General features: G+C 60.2%; 12 protein-coding genes. 10 read left to right on the top strand and 2 right to left on the bottom strand.

Annotated features, from left to right (window positions below):
• Positions 1 to 4 precede the first annotated feature (4 nt).
• From pilQ to gbpA, 8 genes are all read left to right on the top strand, one after another.
• Entirely contained in the window at positions 5 to 2,074 is a 2,070-nt protein-coding gene (gene pilQ / locus ACLD1X_RS05255; protein WP_429366425.1) for a type IV pilus secretin PilQ, read from the top strand.
• Between the two features lie 4 nt (positions 2,075 to 2,078).
• The gene (aroK, locus tag ACLD1X_RS05250) at positions 2,079 to 2,597 is read left to right on the top strand and encodes a shikimate kinase AroK (RefSeq protein WP_015093141.1); all 519 of its coding nucleotides are present in this window, start codon (positions 2,079 to 2,081) and stop codon (positions 2,595 to 2,597) included.
• 150 nt (positions 2,598 to 2,747) lie between these two features.
• Entirely contained in the window at positions 2,748 to 3,848 is a 1,101-nt protein-coding gene (gene aroB / locus ACLD1X_RS05245) for a 3-dehydroquinate synthase (protein WP_429366424.1), read from the top strand.
• A gap of 10 nt (positions 3,849 to 3,858) precedes the next feature.
• The gene (locus ACLD1X_RS05240) at positions 3,859 to 5,454 is read left to right on the top strand and encodes an AAA family ATPase (protein ID WP_429366423.1); all 1,596 of its coding nucleotides are present in this window, start codon (positions 3,859 to 3,861) and stop codon (positions 5,452 to 5,454) included.
• 350 nt (positions 5,455 to 5,804) lie between these two features.
• The gene (gltB, locus tag ACLD1X_RS05235; RefSeq protein WP_429366422.1) at positions 5,805 to 10,250 is read left to right on the top strand and encodes a glutamate synthase large subunit; all 4,446 of its coding nucleotides are present in this window, start codon (positions 5,805 to 5,807) and stop codon (positions 10,248 to 10,250) included.
• Between the two features lie 32 nt (positions 10,251 to 10,282).
• Positions 10,283 to 11,701, top strand: coding sequence for an FAD-dependent oxidoreductase (locus ACLD1X_RS05230; RefSeq protein WP_007975602.1), 1,419 nt, complete (start codon positions 10,283 to 10,285; stop codon positions 11,699 to 11,701).
• Between the two features lie 254 nt (positions 11,702 to 11,955).
• Complete coding sequence (gene hemE / locus ACLD1X_RS05225) at positions 11,956 to 13,023, top strand: uroporphyrinogen decarboxylase (RefSeq protein WP_429366421.1); 1,068 nt, start codon at positions 11,956 to 11,958, stop codon at positions 13,021 to 13,023.
• A 293-nt stretch (positions 13,024 to 13,316) separates the two neighbouring features.
• Positions 13,317 to 14,783: an N-acetylglucosamine-binding protein GbpA gene (gbpA, locus tag ACLD1X_RS05220; protein ID WP_429366420.1), complete on the top strand. Its 1,467-nt coding sequence runs from the start codon at positions 13,317 to 13,319 to the stop codon at positions 14,781 to 14,783.
• A gap of 60 nt (positions 14,784 to 14,843) precedes the next feature.
• On the opposite strand, the gene ACLD1X_RS05215 is transcribed toward gbpA, so the two are convergent.
• On the bottom strand, positions 14,844 to 16,124 hold the full coding sequence (locus tag ACLD1X_RS05215) for an MFS transporter (protein WP_429366419.1): 1,281 nt from the start codon (positions 16,122 to 16,124) through the stop codon (positions 14,844 to 14,846).
• A 119-nt stretch (positions 16,125 to 16,243) separates the two neighbouring features.
• Between ACLD1X_RS05215 and ACLD1X_RS05210 the strand changes: the two genes are divergently transcribed.
• Positions 16,244 to 17,143, top strand: coding sequence for a LysR substrate-binding domain-containing protein (locus ACLD1X_RS05210; protein WP_429366418.1), 900 nt, complete (start codon positions 16,244 to 16,246; stop codon positions 17,141 to 17,143).
• A gap of 30 nt (positions 17,144 to 17,173) precedes the next feature.
• On the opposite strand, the gene ACLD1X_RS05205 is transcribed toward ACLD1X_RS05210, so the two are convergent.
• The gene (locus tag ACLD1X_RS05205) at positions 17,174 to 17,608 is read right to left on the bottom strand and encodes a hypothetical protein (RefSeq protein WP_429366417.1); all 435 of its coding nucleotides are present in this window, start codon (positions 17,606 to 17,608) and stop codon (positions 17,174 to 17,176) included.
• Positions 17,609 to 18,224: 616 nt separating this feature from the next.
• Here ACLD1X_RS05205 and ACLD1X_RS05200 point away from each other — a divergent pair.
• Complete coding sequence (locus ACLD1X_RS05200; RefSeq protein WP_429366416.1) at positions 18,225 to 18,488, top strand: DUF6124 family protein; 264 nt, start codon at positions 18,225 to 18,227, stop codon at positions 18,486 to 18,488.
• Positions 18,489 to 18,563: the final 75 nt, after the last annotated feature.

Here is an 18,563-nt window from a genome sequence, read left to right as displayed (position 1 = left end):
AATAATGAACAGGATTTTCTCAACCTTCGGCCTTTCGCTATGGATAGCGTTGCTGTCGCCGATGGTACAAGCGGCCAATCTCAAGGCGCTGGATGTCGCTGCGCTGCCGGGAGACCGCATCGAGTTGAAGTTGTCGTTCGATGAGCCACCCCCGGTGCCCCACGGTTACACGACAGAGTCACCGGCGCGGATTGCGCTGGATTTGCCGGGTGTCGCCAATAAACTGACCAGCAAGACCCGCGATCTCGGCAGTGGAAATGCCCGCAGTGCAACGGTGGTGGAAGCCGGGGACCGCACGCGATTGATCATCAACCTGGCCCGGCCGGCCCCGTACGACTCGCGAATTGAAGGTAACAATTTGCTGGTGGTTGTCGGGCAGGGTGTCAAATCGTCGACCTCCAGGCCGACGGCCCCGGCCATGCCGGTTCCGGCACGAGCCGCTGTAACGACAGGCAAGGCCATTCGGGGTGTGGATTTTCAGCGAGGCACGCAGGGCGAAGGCAATGTGGTGATCGACCTGTCGGACCCGGCGATGGCGCCCGACATACAAGAGCGCGAGGGCAAGATCATCGTTGGTTTTGCCAAAACCCGATTGCCCGAGCCATTGCGCGTGCGACTGGATGTGAAGGATTTCGCCACGCCGGTGCAGTTCGTCAATGCCAGTGCGAGCGGTGATCGAGCCACTATCAGCATTGAGCCGGGTGGCAGGTTCGATTACTCGACCTACCAGACAGACAGCAAGCTCACGATCAGCGTTCGCCCGGCGACGGTCGACGAGCTGCAAAAGCGCAATGCCGGGCAGCAGGCCTACAGCGGCGAGAAGCTTTCGCTGAATTTCCAGGACATCGATGTGCGTTCGGTGCTGCAACTGATCGCCGATTTCACCAACCTCAATCTGGTGGCCAGTGACACGGTGCAAGGTGGCATCACGCTGCGCCTGCAGAACGTGCCGTGGGATCAGGCGCTGGATCTGGTGTTGAAAACAAAGGGCCTGGACAAGCGCAAGGTCGGCAATGTCCTGCTGGTGGCGCCGGCCGATGAAATTGCTGCCCGTGAGCGCCAGGAGCTGGAATCACAGAAGCAGATTGCCGATCTGGCGCCGTTGCGTCGGGAACTGTTGCAGGTGAATTACGCCAAGGCGGCGGACATCGCCAAGCTCTTCCAGTCGGTGACCAGTGCCGAAGCGAAACCCGACGAACGGGGGTCGATCACCGTCGATGAGCGCACCAACAACATCATTGCCTACCAGGCCCAGGATCGGCTCGACGAGCTGCGCAGGATCGTCGCACAGCTGGATATCCCCGTGCGCCAGGTGATGATCGAGGCGCGGATCGTCGAAGCCAACGTCGACTACGACAAAAGCCTCGGGGTGCGCTGGGGTGGTTCGATCCAGAACAGGGGCAACTGGAACACCTCCGGCGTCAGCAACGGGGTCAACGGTTCGTCGACCATTGGCACGCCCGGCAGTACCAGTACCAATTCACCGTTCGTCGACATGGGCGCGGCCAATAACACCTCGGGAATCGGCATCGCGTTCATCACCGATAACGTCTTGCTGGACCTGGAGCTGACGGCGATGGAAAAAACCGGCAATGGGGAAGTCGTCTCGCAACCCAAGGTGGTCACGTCCGACAAGGAGACCGCCAAAATCCTCAAGGGCACCGAGATTCCCTATCAGGAAGCCAGTTCCAGTGGCGCCACTTCCGTGTCGTTCAAGGAGGCTTCGCTGTCGCTGGAAGTGACGCCGCAGATCACACCCGACAACCGGATCATCATGGAGGTCAAGGTGACCAAGGACGAGCCGGACTACCTGAACAAGGTCCAGGATGTACCGCCCATCAAGAAAAACGAGGTCAACGCCAAGGTCCTGGTCAACGATGGCGAGACCATCGTCATTGGCGGCGTTTTCTCAAATACTCAAAGCAAGGTCGTAGATAAGGTGCCATTTCTTGGCGATGTGCCGTATCTTGGCCGCCTTTTCCGGCGTGATGTGGTTTCGGAGAAAAAATCCGAGCTGTTGGTATTCCTCACTCCGCGTATCATGAATAACCAGGCGATTGCTGTGAGTCATTGATTCTGTGCGAAATTTGATTCTTGTTGGACCGATGGGGGCTGGAAAAAGCACCATCGGCCGGTTGCTGGCCAAAGAGCTGCGCCTGCCATTCAAAGATTCCGATAAGGAAATTGAATTGCGCACGGGCGCCAATATCCCTTGGATCTTCGATAAAGAAGGCGAACCGGGCTTTCGTGATCGCGAGCAGGCAATGATTGCCGAGCTGTGCGATTACGACGGTGTGGTGCTGGCGACAGGTGGGGGCGCGGTCATGCGCGAAGCCAATCGTCGGGCACTGCATGCCGGTGGGCGGGTGGTTTATCTGCATGCCTCGGTCGAGCAGCAGGTCGGCCGCACGGCCCGCGACCGCAATCGGCCATTGCTGCGTACTGCCGATCCGGCCAAGACCCTTCGGGATCTGTTGGCGATCCGCGATCCGCTTTATCGGGAAATTGCCGACCTGGTGGTCGAAACCGATGAGCGGCCGCCACGAATGGTCGTACTCGACATTCTGGAGCGCCTGCAGCAGCTGCCACCCCGTTAAAGCGCCGCGCGAAATGCGCTATCCTCGGCGTCCCGCCATGACCGCTCAAGGTTGTGGCGGATGGCTACCGAACGGCGTCACACCAGCAGAGGCCGTGGATATTCGTTAACTCAGGGCAGGACGCCTGATTCATCTTCACTGTGGGGACACATGCAGACACTCAAGGTCGATCTAGGCGAGCGCAGCTACCCGATTCATATTGGCGAAGGTTTGTTGGATCAGCCCGAGTTGCTGGCCCCGCACATTCGCGGACGGCAAGTAGCGATCATCTCCAACGAGACTGTTGCGCCGCTCTATCTCGAGCGTCTGACCCGCAGCCTGGCGCAGTTCTCGGTGATTTCCGTGGTGCTGCCCGACGGCGAAGCCTTCAAGACCTGGGAAACCCTGCAACTGATTTTCGATGGCCTGCTGACCGCCCGGCATGATCGTCGCACCACGGTGATCGCCCTCGGTGGCGGTGTGATCGGTGACATGGCCGGCTTTGCCGCCGCCTGCTACCAGCGTGGCGTCGATTTCATCCAGGTTCCGACCACGCTGCTGTCGCAAGTCGACTCTTCGGTGGGCGGCAAGACCGGGATCAACCATCCGCTGGGCAAGAACATGGTCGGCGCCTTCTATCAGCCGAACGTGGTGCTGATCGATACCGCCAGCCTCAATACCCTGCCTGCGCGCGAACTGTCCGCCGGACTGGCCGAAGTCATCAAGTACGGGCTGATCTGTGATGAGCCGTTCCTGACCTGGCTCGAAGACAACGTCGACCGTCTGCGCAACCTGGATCAGCAAGCCCTGACCTATGCCATCGAGCGCTCCTGTGCGGCCAAGGCGGCGGTGGTCGGTGCCGATGAGAAGGAGACGGGCGTGCGTGCCACGCTGAACCTGGGCCACACTTTTGGCCACGCCATCGAAACCCACATGGGCTATGGTGTGTGGCTTCATGGTGAGGCGGTGGCTGCTGGCACCGTAATGGCGCTGGAAATGTCCACGCGACTGGGCTGGATCGGCGAGCAGGAACGCGATCGCGGCATTCGACTGTTCCAGCGAGCGGGGCTGCCGGTCATTCCGCCGGAAGAAATGACAGAAGCCGATTTCCTCGAACACATGTCCATTGATAAAAAAGTGATCGACGGTCGTTTGCGCCTGGTGCTGCTGCGCCGCATGGGTGAAGCGGTGGTGACCGACGATTATCCGAAAGAGGTTCTACAGGCCACGCTGGGGGCAGACTACCGCGCCCTGGCTCAGCTTAAAGGTTAATAAGAACACGATGACTAGTTTGCATGCCGACGAGGCTTTCCTCGGCCATTACCAGTTGAGTCATGACCCTTTTGCTCCACGGGTGCCTGGCTTCAAATTTTTCCCGGCCCAGCGCAAGCCCGTGCTGGGACAATTGCATCACCTGGCCCGTTACAGTCAGTTGCTGCTGGTGGTCACCGGTCCAGAGGGCAGTGGCAAGACCCTGTTGCGTCAGGCCCTGGTCGCCAGCACCAACAAGCAATCGGTACAGAGTGTGGTGGTTTCTGCCCGCGGTGCCGGCGATGCGGCCGGGGTATTGCGTCAGGTGGCCCAGGCGCTGAACGTCGGCCAGGCTGATGCCGACGCCATTCTGGCGCAAGTGGTGCAGCTTGCGCTGACCGGGCAGGAAGTCTATCTGCTGGTCGATGACGCCGAACAACTCGACGAGTCCGCCCTTGAGGCGCTGATGATCCTGGCTGCCGGCGCGCCTGAAGGCCGCCCGCATGTGTTCCTGTTCGGTGAATCCTCGATGATTGCCCAGCTCGAGGCTTTGCACCTCGAGGAAGAGCGCTTCCATGTCATCGAACTGCAACCCTACACCGAGGAAGAAACCCGCGAATATCTGGAGCAGCGGCTTGAAGGCGCCGGTCGCGGTATCGAACTTTTCACCGCAGATCAGATCTCTGATATTCACGAAAGCTCCGAAGGTTGGCCTGGCAGCATCAACCAGGTGGCCCGCGATGCAATGATCGAAGCCATGATCGCCAGCCGCACAGCGGTCAAGCGTCCAAAAATGGGGTTCAATATGCCGAAGAAACACGTATTGGCGATTTCCGCTGTTGTCGTGGTCGCGGTAGCTGCCGCCTGGTTGATACCGGGTCGCAACAAGGCGCCGACCACGGGTGCACCGGCCAACGAGCAGGCGCAGCTGCCGCTCGGTCAGGGTAAGCCGACAGCGAATGGCGGTGCTCCGGCCGTCGAATTCGCCGGCAACACGCAACCGATGCCGTTGCCGTTGGTCGGTAACTCGCAACCGGTCATGCGTGGCCCGCTGGCTGAAGCCGCGGGCGGCATCACCGAGGGTGACGATGGCGTGCCGGTCGAGGGTTCCAGCGCTACGCCGCCGACCGTTACCACCACGGCACCACCTGTGGGCGTTCCTGCCGGCCCTGCGCCGACGCCAGCCGCCAAGCCGGCCCCTGCGCCGACTCAGGTCGCGACCGCCAAGCCAGCGCCTGTTCCAGCGCCTGCTCCAGTGGCTAAACCTGCACCGGCGCCGGCCAAGCCAGTCGTTGCTGCCAAGCCTGCCGAGAAACCGGCTCCGGTGGCCAAGGCGGCTGGTGGCACCTGGTACGCAGGTCAGGCGCCGAACAACTACGTGGTGCAGATTCTCGGCACCAGCTCCGAAGCGACCGCGCAAAACTTCGTCAAGGAGCAGGGCGGCGAGTACCGTTATTTCAAGAAAGTCCTTAATGGCAAGCCGCTCTACGTGATCACCTACGGCAACTTCGCCAATCGTGATGCAGCCGTTTCCGCCATCAAGGCCTTGCCAGCGAAGGTTCAGGCTGGTAAACCTTGGCCTCGCACTGTCGCCAGCGTCCAACAGGAACTGGCAACAACTCGCTGAAGATTCGGCGGCCTTACCCAGGCCGCCTCTCCAAGCACCTCAAAATTTCTACAAGTGCGCGCCGTCTCTACAGACTGCGTGCCTTGTGGTGTCTGCGTCACAGTAGTCTTTGAGTCGTTGCGGTCAAAACTAAAAAAGTTTTGACTAGCACAGCAGATCGCTTTAAACCTTTCACAAATGCGACATAGATTTGCGACATTTCGTCGTCAAATTTGTGAGGCGAAGTGTCGGTGTGTACAATGACCTCCCTTTTGCCCCCGCAAAGCTGGCGTACGTTCGGCGCGGATGGCAAGTGGTTGAATTGAAAAGAAATTTGCCTCGATCAGAGGCAGCCTGGTGAGAAAGTGTCTATGAAAGCAGGTCTGTACCAACCAGATGAATTCAAGGATAACTGCGGTTTCGGCCTGATAGCCCATATGCAGGGCGAGCCCAGTCATACCCTTTTGCAAACGGCCATCGAGGCCCTGACCTGCATGACCCACCGCGGTGGGATTAATGCCGACGGCAAGACCGGTGACGGTTGCGGTCTGCTGATTCAAAAACCGGACGTGTTCCTGCGAGCCATCGCCCAGGAAACCTTCGGCGTCGAACTGCCCAAGCAATACGCTGTAGGCATGGTCTTCTTCAACCAGGACCCGGTCAAAGCCGAAGCCGCTCGCGAAAACATGAACCGCGAGATCCTGGCCGCCGGCCTGCAGCTGGTCGGCTGGCGCAAAGTGCCGATCGACACCAGCGTCCTCGGCCGCCTGGCCCTTGAGCGCCTGCCGCAGATCGAGCAAGTGTTCATCGGCGGTGAAGGCCTGAGCGATCAGGACATGGCCGTCAAGCTGTTCACCTCCCGTCGTCGCTCGTCCGTGGCCAACGCCGCCGACGTCGATCACTACGTGTGCAGCTTTTCGCACAAGACCATCATTTACAAAGGCCTGATGATGCCGGCGGATTTGACCGCCTTCTATCCGGACCTGAGCGATGAGCGCCTGCAAACTTCGATTTGCGTGTTCCACCAGCGCTTCTCCACCAACACCCTGCCGAAATGGCCGCTGGCCCAACCGTTCCGCTTCCTGGCGCACAACGGCGAGATCAACACCATCACCGGCAACCGCAACTGGGCCGTGGCCCGTCGCACCAAGTTCACCAACGACTTGATGGACCTGGAAGAACTCGGCCCGCTGGTCAACCGCGTCGGTTCCGACTCCTCGAGCATGGACAACATGCTCGAGCTGATGGTCACCGGCGGCATCGACCTGTTCCGTGGCGTGCGGATGATCATTCCGCCAGCGTGGCAGAACGTCGAGACCATGGACCCGGACCTGCGTGCGTTCTACGAGTACAACTCGATGCACATGGAGCCGTGGGACGGCCCGGCTGGTGTGGTCATGACCGACGGTCGCTACGCGGTGTGCCTGCTCGACCGTAACGGTCTGCGCCCGGCGCGTTGGGTCACCACCAAGAACGGCTTCATCACCCTGGCCTCGGAAATCGGTGTCTGGAACTACCAGCCTGAAGACGTGATCGCCAAGGGTCGTGTCGGCCCTGGCCAGATCTTTGCCGTGGACACCGAAACCGGTCAGATCCTCGACACCGACGCCATCGACAACCGTTTGAAGTCCCGTCATCCGTACAAGCAATGGCTGCGCAAGAATGCCCTGCGCATCCAGGCGACCATGGAAGACAACGACCACGGTTCGGCGTTCTACGACGTCGACCAGCTCAAGCAATACATGAAGATGTACCAGGTCACGTTCGAAGAGCGCGACCAGGTGCTGCGTCCGCTCGGCGAGCAAGGCTACGAAGCCGTGGGTTCGATGGGCGACGATACGCCGATGGCCGTGCTGTCCCAGCGCGTGCGCACGCCGTACGACTATTTCCGCCAGCAGTTCGCGCAGGTCACCAACCCGCCGATCGACCCGCTGCGCGAAGCCATCGTCATGTCGCTGGAAATCTGCCTCGGTGCCGAGCGCAACATCTTCCAGGAGTCGCCGGAACACGCTTCGCGCGTGATCCTCAGCTCGCCGGTCATTTCCCCGGCCAAGTGGCGCTCGCTGATGAACCTCGATCGTCCGGGCTTCGAACGCGCGATCATCGACCTCAACTACGACGAAAGCGTCGGCCTGGAAGCGGCGATCCGCAATGTTGCCGATCAGGCTGAAGAAGCCGTGCGCGCCGGTCGTACCCAGGTTGTGCTGAGTGACCGTCACATCGCCCCGGGCAAGTTGCCGATCCACGCCTCCCTGGCGACCGGTGCGGTGCACCACCGCCTGACCGAGAAAGGCCTGCGCTGCGACTCCAACATCCTGGTGGAAACCGCCACCGCGCGCGATCCGCATCACTTCGCCGTGTTGATCGGTTTCGGCGCCTCTGCCGTCTATCCGTTCCTGGCTTATGAAGTGCTGGGCGACCTGATCCGTACCGGTGAAGTGCTGGGTGACCTCTACGAGGTGTTCAAGAACTACCGTAAAGGCATCACCAAGGGCCTGCTCAAGATCCTCTCGAAGATGGGCATCTCGACCATCACTTCGTACCGTGGTGCACAGTTGTTCGAAGCCATCGGCCTGTCCGAGGAAGTCTGCAACCTGAGCTTCAAGGGCGTGCCGAGCCGCATCAAGGGTGCGCGTTTCGTCGACATCGAAGCCGAGCAGAAAGCGCTGGCCACCGAAGCCTGGAGTCCGCGCAAGCCGATCCAGCAGGGCGGTCTGCTGAAGTTCGTCCACGGTGGCGAGTACCACGCCTACAACCCGGACGTGGTCAACACCCTGCAAGCCGCCGTGCAGCAGGGCGACTACAGCAAGTTCAAGGAATACACCTCGCTGGTGGACAACCGTCCGGTGTCGATGATCCGCGACCTGCTGAAAGTCAAAACCCTCGACACTCCATTGGACATGAGCGAAATCGAACCGCTGGAATCGGTGCTCAAGCGCTTCGACTCCGCCGGTATTTCGCTGGGTGCCCTGTCGCCGGAAGCTCACGAAGCCCTGGCCGAAGCCATGAACCGCCTCGGTGCGCGTTCCAACTCCGGCGAAGGCGGCGAAGACCCGGCGCGCTACGGCACCATCAAGAGCTCGAAAATCAAGCAAGTGGCCACCGGTCGTTTCGGTGTAACCCCGGAATACCTGGTCAACGCTGAAGTGCTGCAGATCAAGGTCGCCCAGGGCGCCAAGCCGGGCGAGGGTGGTCAACTGCCGGGCGGTAAAGTGAACGGGCTGATCGCCAAGCTGCGTTATGCAGTGCCGGGCGTGACCCTGATTTCGCCGCCGCCGCACCACGACATCTACTCGATCGAAGACTTGTCGCAGCTGATTTTCGACTTGAAACAAGTCAACCCGCAGGCGCTGGTCTCGGTAAAACTGGTAGCGGAAGCCGGCGTCGGCACCATCGCCGCCGGCGTGGCCAAGGCCTATGCGGACCTGATCACCATCTCCGGCTACGACGGCGGTACCGGTGCATCGCCGCTGACCTCGATCAAATACGCGGGTGCTCCGTGGGAGCTCGGCCTGGCCGAAACCCACCAGACCCTGCGCGGCAACGACTTGCGCGGCAAAGTCCGGGTACAGACCGACGGCGGCCTGAAAACCGGCCTCGACGTGATCAAGGCTGCGATCCTCGGCGCTGAAAGCTTCGGCTTCGGCACCGCGCCAATGATCGCCCTGGGCTGCAAATACCTGCGCATCTGCCACCTGAACAACTGCGCCACCGGCGTGGCGACGCAGAACGAGAAGCTGCGCAAGGATCACTACATCGGCACCGTCGATATGGTGGTGAACTTCTTCACCTACGTCGCCATCGAGACCCGTGAGTGGCTGGCCAAGCTGGGCGTGCGTTCCCTCGAAGAGCTGATCGGCCGTACCGATCTGCTGGAAGTCCTCGAAGGCCAGACCGCCAAGCAGCATCACCTGGACCTGACCCCGTTGCTCGGCAGCGACCACGTGCCGGCGGACAAACCGCAGTTCTGTGGCGTAGACCGCAACCCGCCGTTCGACAAAGGCCTGCTGGCCGAGAAAATGGTCACCATGGCCACCTCGGCGATCAACGACCTGAGCGGCGCGGAGTTCGCCCTGGACATCTGCAACTGCGACCGTTCCATCGGTGCGCGGATCTCCGGCGAAATCGCGCGCAAGCACGGCAACCAGGGCATGGCCAACGCGCCGATCACGTTCCGCTTCAAAGGCACGGCCGGGCAGAGCTTCGGCGTGTGGAACGCCGGCGGCCTGAACATGTACCTGGAAGGCGACGCCAACGACTACGTCGGCAAGGGCATGACCGGCGGCAAGCTGGTAATCGTGCCGCCCAAAGGCAGCGTCTACCGTACTCAGGACAGTGCCATCATCGGTAACACCTGCCTGTACGGCGCCACCGGCGGCAAGCTGTTCGCCGCCGGCACCGCAGGTGAGCGCTTCGCCGTGCGCAACTCCGGTGCCCACACCGTCGTGGAAGGCACTGGCGATCACTGCTGCGAGTACATGACCGGTGGTTTCGTCTGCGTCTTGGGCAAGACCGGTTACAACTTCGGCTCTGGCATGACCGGCGGTTTCGCCTACGTGCTCGACCAGGACAACTCCTTCGTTGACCGGGTCAACCACGAACTGGTGGAAATCCAGCGGATCAGCGGCGAGGCGATGGAAGCCTACCGCAGCCATTTGCAACGCGTGCTGAACGAGTACGTCGAGGAAACCGACAGCGAGTGGGGTCGTGAACTCGCCGAAAACCTCGACGATTACGTGCGCCGTTTCTGGTTGGTCAAGCCCAAGGCTGCCTCCCTGAAATCGTTGCTTTCCAGCACTCGTGCCAACCCGCAGTGATATGCGCCTGAAGAGTTTGATGAGGTTTTAAAATGGCTGAACGTCTGAATAATGACTTCCAGTTCATCGAGGTCGGGCGCAAGGATCCGAAGAAGAAACTGTTGCGTCAACGCAAGAAAGAGTTCGTGGAAATCTACGAACCGTTCAAACCCCAGCAGTCGGCCGACCAGGCCCACCGCTGCCTGGGTTGCGGCAACCCGTATTGCGAATGGAAGTGCCCGGTGCACAACTTCATTCCCAACTGGCTGAAACTGGTGGCCGAGGGCAACATCCTCCAGGCCGCCGAGCTGTCGCACCAGACCAACACCCTGCCGGAAGTCTGCGGCCGGGTGTGCCCGCAGGACCGTCTGTGCGAGGGTGCCTGCACCCTCAACGACGGCTTCGGCGCGGTGACCATCGGTTCGGTGGAGAAGTACATCACCGACACCGCGTTCGCCATGGGCTGGCGCCCGGACATGTCCAAGGTCAAGCCGACCGGCAAGCGTGTCGCGATCATCGGTGCAGGCCCGGCGGGCCTGGGCTGTGCCGACGTTTTGGTGCGCGGCGGCGTGACCCCGGTGGTGTTCGACAAGAACCCGGAAATCGGTGGTCTGCTGACCTTCGGCATCCCCGAGTTCAAGCTGGAAAAGACCGTGCTGAGCAATCGCCGCGAAGTCTTCACCGGCATGGGCATCGAATTCCGCCTCAACACCGAGGTGGGCAAGGACGTGACCATGGAGCAACTGCTTGAAGAATACGATGCCGTATTCATGGGCATGGGCACCTACACCTACATGAAGGGCGGTTTCGCCGGTGAAGACCTGCCGGGCGTATACGACGCCCTGGACTTCCTGATCGCCAACGTCAACCGCAACCTGGGCTTTGAAAAGTCGCCGGAAGATTTCGTCGACATGAAAGGCAAGAAGGTCGTGGTACTCGGCGGTGGCGACACGGCGATGGACTGCAACCGTACGTCGATTCGCCAGGGTGCCAAGTCGGTGACCTGCGCCTATCGTCGTGACGAAGCGAACATGCCGGGCTCACGCAAAGAGGTGAAGAACGCCAAGGAAGAAGGCGTGAAATTCCTCTACAACCGCCAGCCGATCGCCATTGTCGGTGAAGACAAGGTCGAAGGCGTGAAGGTGGTCGAGACCCGTCTCGGCGAACCGGACGCCCGTGGCCGTCGCAGCCCCGAGCCGATCCCGGGCTCCGAAGAGATCATCCCGGCCGACGCCGTGGTCATCGCCTTCGGTTTCCGCCCGAGCCCGGCGCCGTGGTTCGAGCAGTTCGAGATCCAGACCGACAGCCAGGGCCGCGTGGTGGCACCGGAACAAGGTCAGTACAAGCACCAGACCAGCAACCCGAAAATCTTCGCCGGTGGCGACATGGTGCGCGGGTCTGACCTGGTGGTGACGGCGATCTTCGAAGGCCGCAATGCGGCTGAAGGGATCCTGGATTACCTGGGCGTCTAACCGCGATCCCGAGCTGAAATGCAGCAAAAGTGTGGGAGCGGGCTTGCTCGCGAAGAGGGAGTGTCAGTCGACAGATTTGTTGTCTGACACACCGAATTCGCGAGCAAGCCCGCTCCCACAGTTGTTTCTCTGTGTTGCTGAAATCTGTGTATTCATTGCGACAAATTGACCCGATAGACAAAAGGCTGACCTGCATCCGTGCCTTTTGCGCCCGGCTCTGAGAAAATGCCCTCACTTTTTTTCCGGATGCCGACATGACTGCCCTGAAGAACGACCGTTTCCTGCGCGCCCTGCTCAAGCAACCCGTAGACGTCACCCCCGTGTGGATGATGCGTCAGGCCGGTCGCTACCTGCCTGAATACCGCGCCAGCCGCTCCAAGGCCGGCGACTTCATGAGCCTGTGCATGAACCCGGCGTTCGCTTGCGAAGTCACGATGCAGCCGCTCGACCGCTATCCGCAACTGGACGCGGCGATCCTCTTTTCCGACATCCTGACCATCCCCGATGCCATGGGCCAGGGCCTGTACTTCGAAACCGGCGAAGGTCCGCGCTTCAAGAAAGTCGTCAGCACCCTGGCCGACATCGAAGCCCTGCCGATTCCTGACCCGCAGAAAGACCTGGGTTACGTGATGGACGCGGTCAGCACCATCCGCCGCGAACTGAACGGCCGTGTGCCGCTGATCGGCTTCTCCGGCAGCCCGTGGACCCTGGCCACCTACATGGTCGAAGGCGGTTCGTCGAAAGACTACCGCAAGACCAAAACCATGCTCTACGACAACCCGCAAGCCCTGCACCTGCTGCTGGACAAGCTCGCGCAGACGGTCACCGGCTACCTCAACGGCCAGATCATGGCCGGTGCCCAAGCGGTGCAGATCTTCGACAGCTGGGGCGGCGCCCTCTCGGCGGCGGCGTACCAGGAGTTCTCCCTGGCCTACATGAAGAAAATCGTCAGCGGCCTGATCCGCGAGCACGAAGGTCGCAAGGTGCCGGTGATCCTGTTCACCAAGAGCGGCGGCCTGTGGTTGGAAAGCATCGCCGACGCCGGTGCTGATGCACTGGGCCTGGACTGGACCTGCGACATCGGCAGCGCCCGCGCCCGTGTCGGCGACAAGGTTGCCTTGCAAGGCAACATGGACCCGACCGTGCTCTACGCCAAACCGGAAGCCATTCGCGCTGAAGTCGGGCGCATTCTGGCCAGCTACGGCAAGGGCAGTGGCCACGTGTTCAACCTCGGCCATGGCATTACGCCGGAAGTCGACCCGGAACACGCTGGCGCCTTCCTGCGCGCGGTGCATGAGTTGTCGGCGCAGTATCACGAATAACGGTCAACGCCGTTTTCCAGAAGCCTGTCCCGCCTCGTGCCGGATGGGCTTTTTTTATGTCCAGAAAAACGGCACGGAAAAATCGTTTCATTTAGTAAGAGTGTTTTGCCTTTCTTGTCGGGAATTTGAATGCGTAGACTTTTCCCGCCATGTTCGATGATTACTCCTACATAGAACTCTTGGTCATCCCAGCAAGGTTCCAGAGACCTGCTCAGCACAACGCTGAGCAATAACGAAGCGAACATCGTCGCCTGCAAGGCGCCTTGTTTTCGATAAGCAGTCTGGAACGCATCATGAAAATTACATCTGATAAAAGAAGTGCCTTAACGGCCCGCACTTCATCGATGATCCTGTTATCGACCCTGCTGGCCTCTCAAACCGTTTCCGCCCATGGCTATCTGGAAGTGCCGCCTTCGCGCGCATTGGCTTGCCAGAAAGGCTTGAACACCAACTGCGGTGGCGCCAGGTTCGAGCCGCAGAGCGTCGGTGAAACCTTCAAAGGCTTTCCGGCCGGAGTCGGCGGTGCCCCTTTGCAGGGGCCGGTCGATGGCAAGATCGCCAGCGGCGGTCACTCGCTGTTCTCTGCCCTTGACGCACAGACAGCCACCCGTTGGCACCTGACGGAAATCAAGGATCGCAACATCGATTTCCAATGGCAGTACACCGCCGCTCACCCTGCCACCAGGCACGAGTATTTCATTACCCGCGACGGCTGGAATCCGAACGAGTCGCTCAAGCGCACCTCCTTTGAAAGCGCGCCGTTCTGCACCATTGACGGCGGCAACCAGAAGCCGGAGTCCGGCGCCAGGCACAACTGCACCATTGCGGGTGACAAGTCCGGCCATCACGTCATTCTGGCTATCTGGACCGTTGGTGATACCGATGCGGCGTTTTACAACGCGGCAGACGTGAACATCCTTGTCGAACCGGATCTGCCGGGTGGGTGGTCCCCGGTGGGCAGCATTGCGCCGGCGACTGCGTTGCTGCCGGGTGACAAGGTCAAGGCCCGAGCGTTCACCGCCAATGGCGAGAGCCCGGACTACAGCGCCTTCATCAGCATCGATAACGCTGACGAAGGCGCGCCGCCAAACTGGTCGTTCAAACTGGCAGAAAAAATCAACCGTTCCCACACCCTGATTCGCGCCGGTAAACGCGATGAGAACGGCAATGTCGAGCCGGTCAAAGGTACCAACGGCCTCTACGCACAAAAAGAAAGCGGGATAGTCCGCTATGAAGTGCAGCTGGACATGAAGGAAGACACCGCTGCGCGTATGTCGGTGGCCTCGCAGCAAGCCGAATACGTTCTGGATAAAGGCCGGGCCAAGGTCGAGTTCAGCATGATTGCGAACCGCTCGATGAATGTCGAAGCCACCTTGCTCGATCAGAACAACAAACCGGTAGGCACCACGTCGGCACAAGTGGCCAGCGGCTCCACCTGGCTGTCCATGGATGTGCGCAGCAACCCGGGCGTGCACACCCTGACCCTGGTCGGCACCACCCTGGATGGCCGCACCACACGCCAGGACACCCAGACCACCCGGATGACCGGTGAAGGCGCGGGCGTCGAATACGATTTCGTGTTCCCCGAAAATATCAACGGCTACACCGCCGGTACCAAAGTTCTGCAACCAAAGACCAACGAAGTCTTTGAGTGCAAGCCATTCCCTGAGTCGGGTTACTGCAAGCAATACAGCCCTGTCGCCAACGGATTTGAACCGGGTGTCGGTGCTCACTGGCCAATGGCGTGGGACAAGTTGTAAGCCCCCCTCTATAGCCCTTCAGGTGATTGCTGGTCGATTGCCTGAAGGCGCGACCGTTGCTCAGGTGGCCGAGGTGTTCTGCGGCAACAACGGTAACTTCGCCAGCTTCAACGCGACCAGCAACGCAATCACCAGCAGCGTGCCGATGAACAACCCGATGCCGTTCCACCCGCCCAGGTGCCAGAACACGCCACCCGCCGTACCGGCGATGCTTCCCCCGGCGTAGTAGCTGAACAGGTACAAGGACGATGCCTGGCCCTTGGCCCTGGTGGCGCGGCGGCCGATCCAGCTGCTGGCCACCGAGTGGGCGCCAAAGAAGCCGAAGGTAAAGATCAGCATGCCAATGATCACCAGCGGCAATGGCGTGAACATCGTCAGGGCGAGACCACCGATCATCAGCGCGATGGTGCTCCAGAGCACTTTGCGGCGACCGAGTTTGTCGGCCAGCGAGCCGATTTTCGCTGAGCTGTAGATGCCCGACAGGTACACCACCGACAGCAACCCGACGAAGGCCTGTTCCATGTGGTACGGCGCGGCCAGCAGGCGATAGCCGATGTAGTTGAACAGCGTGACGAACGCGCCCATCAACACAAAGGCTTCGAGGAACAGCAGCGGCAGGCCGGCGTCGCGAAAGTGCATGGTGAAACCGTCGAGCAGGCTGCGCGGGTGCAGCGAGCGGGCGCGGAAGTTGCGCGACTCCGGGAGGATTTTCCAGAACACCGCCGCGGCAATCAGGGCCAGGCCACCGATCACCAGCATCGCCGTGTGCCAGCTGACGAAGTCGATCAATACCCCGGTGATCAAGCGTCCGCTCATCCCGCCAATCGCGTTGCCACCGATGTACAAGCCCATGGCAAGGCCGATGTGCTGTGGGTGGATCTCTTCGCTCAAGTAAGTCATCGCAACCGCGGCCAGACCGCTCAACGACAATCCAATCAGCGCGCGCATCAGCAGCACACCGTGCCAGCTCGGCATCATCGCACTGGCCATGGTGCACAGCGCAGCGGCGAACAGTGCGGTCACCATCACCGGTTTACGCCCGATGCGGTCGGAAATCGGGCCAGTGATCAGCAGGCCGATGGCAAGCATGCCGGTGGCGATAGACAGGATCAGGCTGCTTTGCGCCGCGTTGATGGAATATTCGTGGGACAACAGCGGCATCATCGGTTGTACGCAGTAGAGCAGGGCGAAGGTCGCGAAACCGCCGCAGAACAACGCCAGCACCGTGCGCATGAACGCCGGCGTGCCTTTTTCGATGTAGATCTCTTTCAGTCCGACGACGGCATCGTCCGGTGCGGCGGGACGAACTTCATGGGCGAGTGGAGCGACAGCAGTTTTCACGGTGGACCTCGCAGGAGCGCAGCCGGTCAGGCAATGAAAAAAGCATATAGCTGGCTAATGATTCAATCCAATATATTGTTCGACCTGTTTGATAGCTTTTACGACCTAATGAGGTTTTCATGGAATTGCGTCATCTGCGCTACTTCATCGCCGTCGCCGAAGAACTGCACTTCGGCCGCGCCGCACAGGTGCTGGGCATCTCCCAGCCACCGCTGAGCCAGCAGATTCAGGCACTGGAACAGGAAGTCGGCGCCCGGCTGTTCGAACGTACCAATCGTCGGGTCGAGCTGAGCGAGGCCGGTCGGCTGTTTCTCGAAGAGGCGCGGCTGGTGCTGGCGCAGGTCGACAAAGCGGCGGATGTCGCGCGACGGGCGCAACTGGGTGAGTTGGGCGAGCTGAAAATCGGCTTCACCTCGTCGGCACCCTTCAACTCGACCATTCCTCAAGCGATCTTCTCTTTCCGTCAGCGCTTCCCGGCGGTACACCTGAACCTGCGGGAAATGAGCAGCACCCAGGTGGCCGATGCGCTGGTGGACGAGTCGATTGAAGTCGGGATCATGCGCCCGCTCGGGTTGCCGGACTGCCTCAGCGTGGTCGAGCTGATGCGCGAACCGCTGGTCGCGGTACTCAGCTCCAAGCACCCGTTGGTAGAGGGCAGCGAGGAGGGCTTGTTCCTGTCCGCCCTGGCGCTTGAGCCCTTCGTCTTTTTCCCGCGCAGCTACGGCAGCGGCTTGTACGCCCAGTTGCTCAGCCTGGCGCGGGATGCCGGTTTCACGCCGCATTTTGCCCAGGAGGCTGGCGAGGCGATGACCATCATCGGATTGGTGGCGGCAGGCCTTGGCGTTTCGGTGATGCCGGCTTCTTACCAGCGGATGCGCATTGATGGCGTGGTCTATCGGCCATTGCTGGATCCGGCGGCGGTGTCGGCGGTTTGGCTGGTGCAGCGCAAGGATCAGAAGTCGGCGATGGCCAAGGCGTTTGTGGAGTTGTTGACGAGGAAGGTTGAGTCCGTGGTGTAAAAAAGGCGGATGAATGCTCTATCGACCGGATTACCCACTTTGGGAGTCTTGTTTTAGCGGCGAGACGAGCCTTTTGTACAAATTGAATTGTTGGAACAGGTAGGTCGAGAGCGTGATGAAGTATAGCGCGGACAGGGTGAAGTGATTCGGGCTGAGCCAGTAACTTGCCCTTTCGATAAGCAGCATGGACGAAATTGTCGTTGCAAAGAGTGCGAATGAAGTTGCAATCAGGCTTGATGGTTTTCCGGATTTCAGCTGCTTGTACAGGGGGTATTGGCTTAGGGATAACAGTAAAAGCATCGCCAGTAACCCGGTAGTAGCAACCAGTGGAATCGCTATCGAGTCCTGGTCGGTCGGGTAGATGCCATCGATGTAATTTGAATGAACCATGTAATAGGTCATCGCACTGGAGACTACCAATGTCGTGACGTACAACGCTGGATTGCTTGTATTGATCCTAATCATGGTGGCGGGTGTTCCGAGATATTGCAGAGGGTCATGACTCTAACGCGTAACCAAAATTCTGATTGTGGGGCGTTTCCGAAATGACGTACTCCGGTTTCCGAATGTGTCATTTCTTTGCGGGGCATGGTTTGTGGCGATTCATTGCTCGTAGATGTTTCTTTCGCAATGTAGGAGCGAGCCTGCTCGCGATGGACTGTAGAGCGCCGCGTGCATCCAGGAAGCACGCGTCTTCGTTAACGACCATCGTCGGAACGCCGCCCGGAGCGAGCTCGCTCCTACAGAAGATCAGAAGCTTTACCACTGTTTGTGGGACATTTCTGAACTGTTCCGGACAGGCTACAGCGCCTTGCGGCGCTGCCTACGACTACTCCAGAATCCGCCGGCTTGTGCGCTTTGAGGGGTATCGCTAACTTGATTCGCGTCACTGATTGTCAGTGGCCGGGTTTAGTAGCCCGCTTTCCATATCTAGCGCATTGGCGCTCCTGACAGGCAGGTATCTCTATACCTGCCCTTGACGGTAGCTGTGCGCAGGGCGCCTTCGGGTGCGCCGGATTGATGTGGACCGGTCTACTAACCTGCGTACAGCTGCCACCCTTCTTTTTCAGGACGCTGAATCATGACCCATACGCCAAAGCCACCGGACACCGATCCGGACGCGCCACGCCAACCCGGGCCGATCTTCCTCATCGCCCCCGATATCGACAACCACACCCTGCTGGAATACGCCTGTGTGTCGCTGGCATCAGCCAATGTCATGGCCAGTGACTTCGCCAGAAACCTGAAGGGCTCGCAGGGCCACACGCTGTTGGGGATTCAGCAGTCGATCATGTTGGGGGAAATGGCGGTGAATCGGGTGTTGGATAACCTTGATCCACCGTGAATGTCCGGGGCGGCGAGAACCCTTGTAGGAGCGAGCTTGCTCGCGAAAAACGTCCGGGCTACGCGTTCATTCAGG

This window comes from Pseudomonas sp. 18173, from assembly GCF_050432945.1.
Classification (GTDB): Bacteria; Pseudomonadota; Gammaproteobacteria; order Pseudomonadales; family Pseudomonadaceae; genus Aquipseudomonas.
Note: the sequence above shows the minus strand (reverse complement) of the source record. Positions and strands in the feature narration are given on the sequence as shown.

Coding starts and splice junctions, on each gene's coding strand:
- pilQ (WP_429366425.1), top strand. CDS start 5: ATGAACAGGATTTTCTCAACCTTCGGCCTTTCGCTATGGATAGCGTTG.
- aroB (WP_429366424.1), top strand. CDS start 2,748: ATGCAGACACTCAAGGTCGATCTAGGCGAGCGCAGCTACCCGATTCAT.
- ACLD1X_RS05240 (WP_429366423.1), top strand. CDS start 3,859: ATGACTAGTTTGCATGCCGACGAGGCTTTCCTCGGCCATTACCAGTTG.
- gltB (WP_429366422.1), top strand. CDS start 5,805: ATGAAAGCAGGTCTGTACCAACCAGATGAATTCAAGGATAACTGCGGT.
- ACLD1X_RS05230 (WP_007975602.1), top strand. CDS start 10,283: ATGGCTGAACGTCTGAATAATGACTTCCAGTTCATCGAGGTCGGGCGC.
- hemE (WP_429366421.1), top strand. CDS start 11,956: ATGACTGCCCTGAAGAACGACCGTTTCCTGCGCGCCCTGCTCAAGCAA.
- gbpA (WP_429366420.1), top strand. CDS start 13,317: ATGAAAATTACATCTGATAAAAGAAGTGCCTTAACGGCCCGCACTTCA.
- ACLD1X_RS05210 (WP_429366418.1), top strand. CDS start 16,244: ATGGAATTGCGTCATCTGCGCTACTTCATCGCCGTCGCCGAAGAACTG.
- ACLD1X_RS05205 (WP_429366417.1), bottom strand. CDS start 17,608: ATGATTAGGATCAATACAAGCAATCCAGCGTTGTACGTCACGACATTG.
- ACLD1X_RS05200 (WP_429366416.1), top strand. CDS start 18,225: ATGACCCATACGCCAAAGCCACCGGACACCGATCCGGACGCGCCACGC.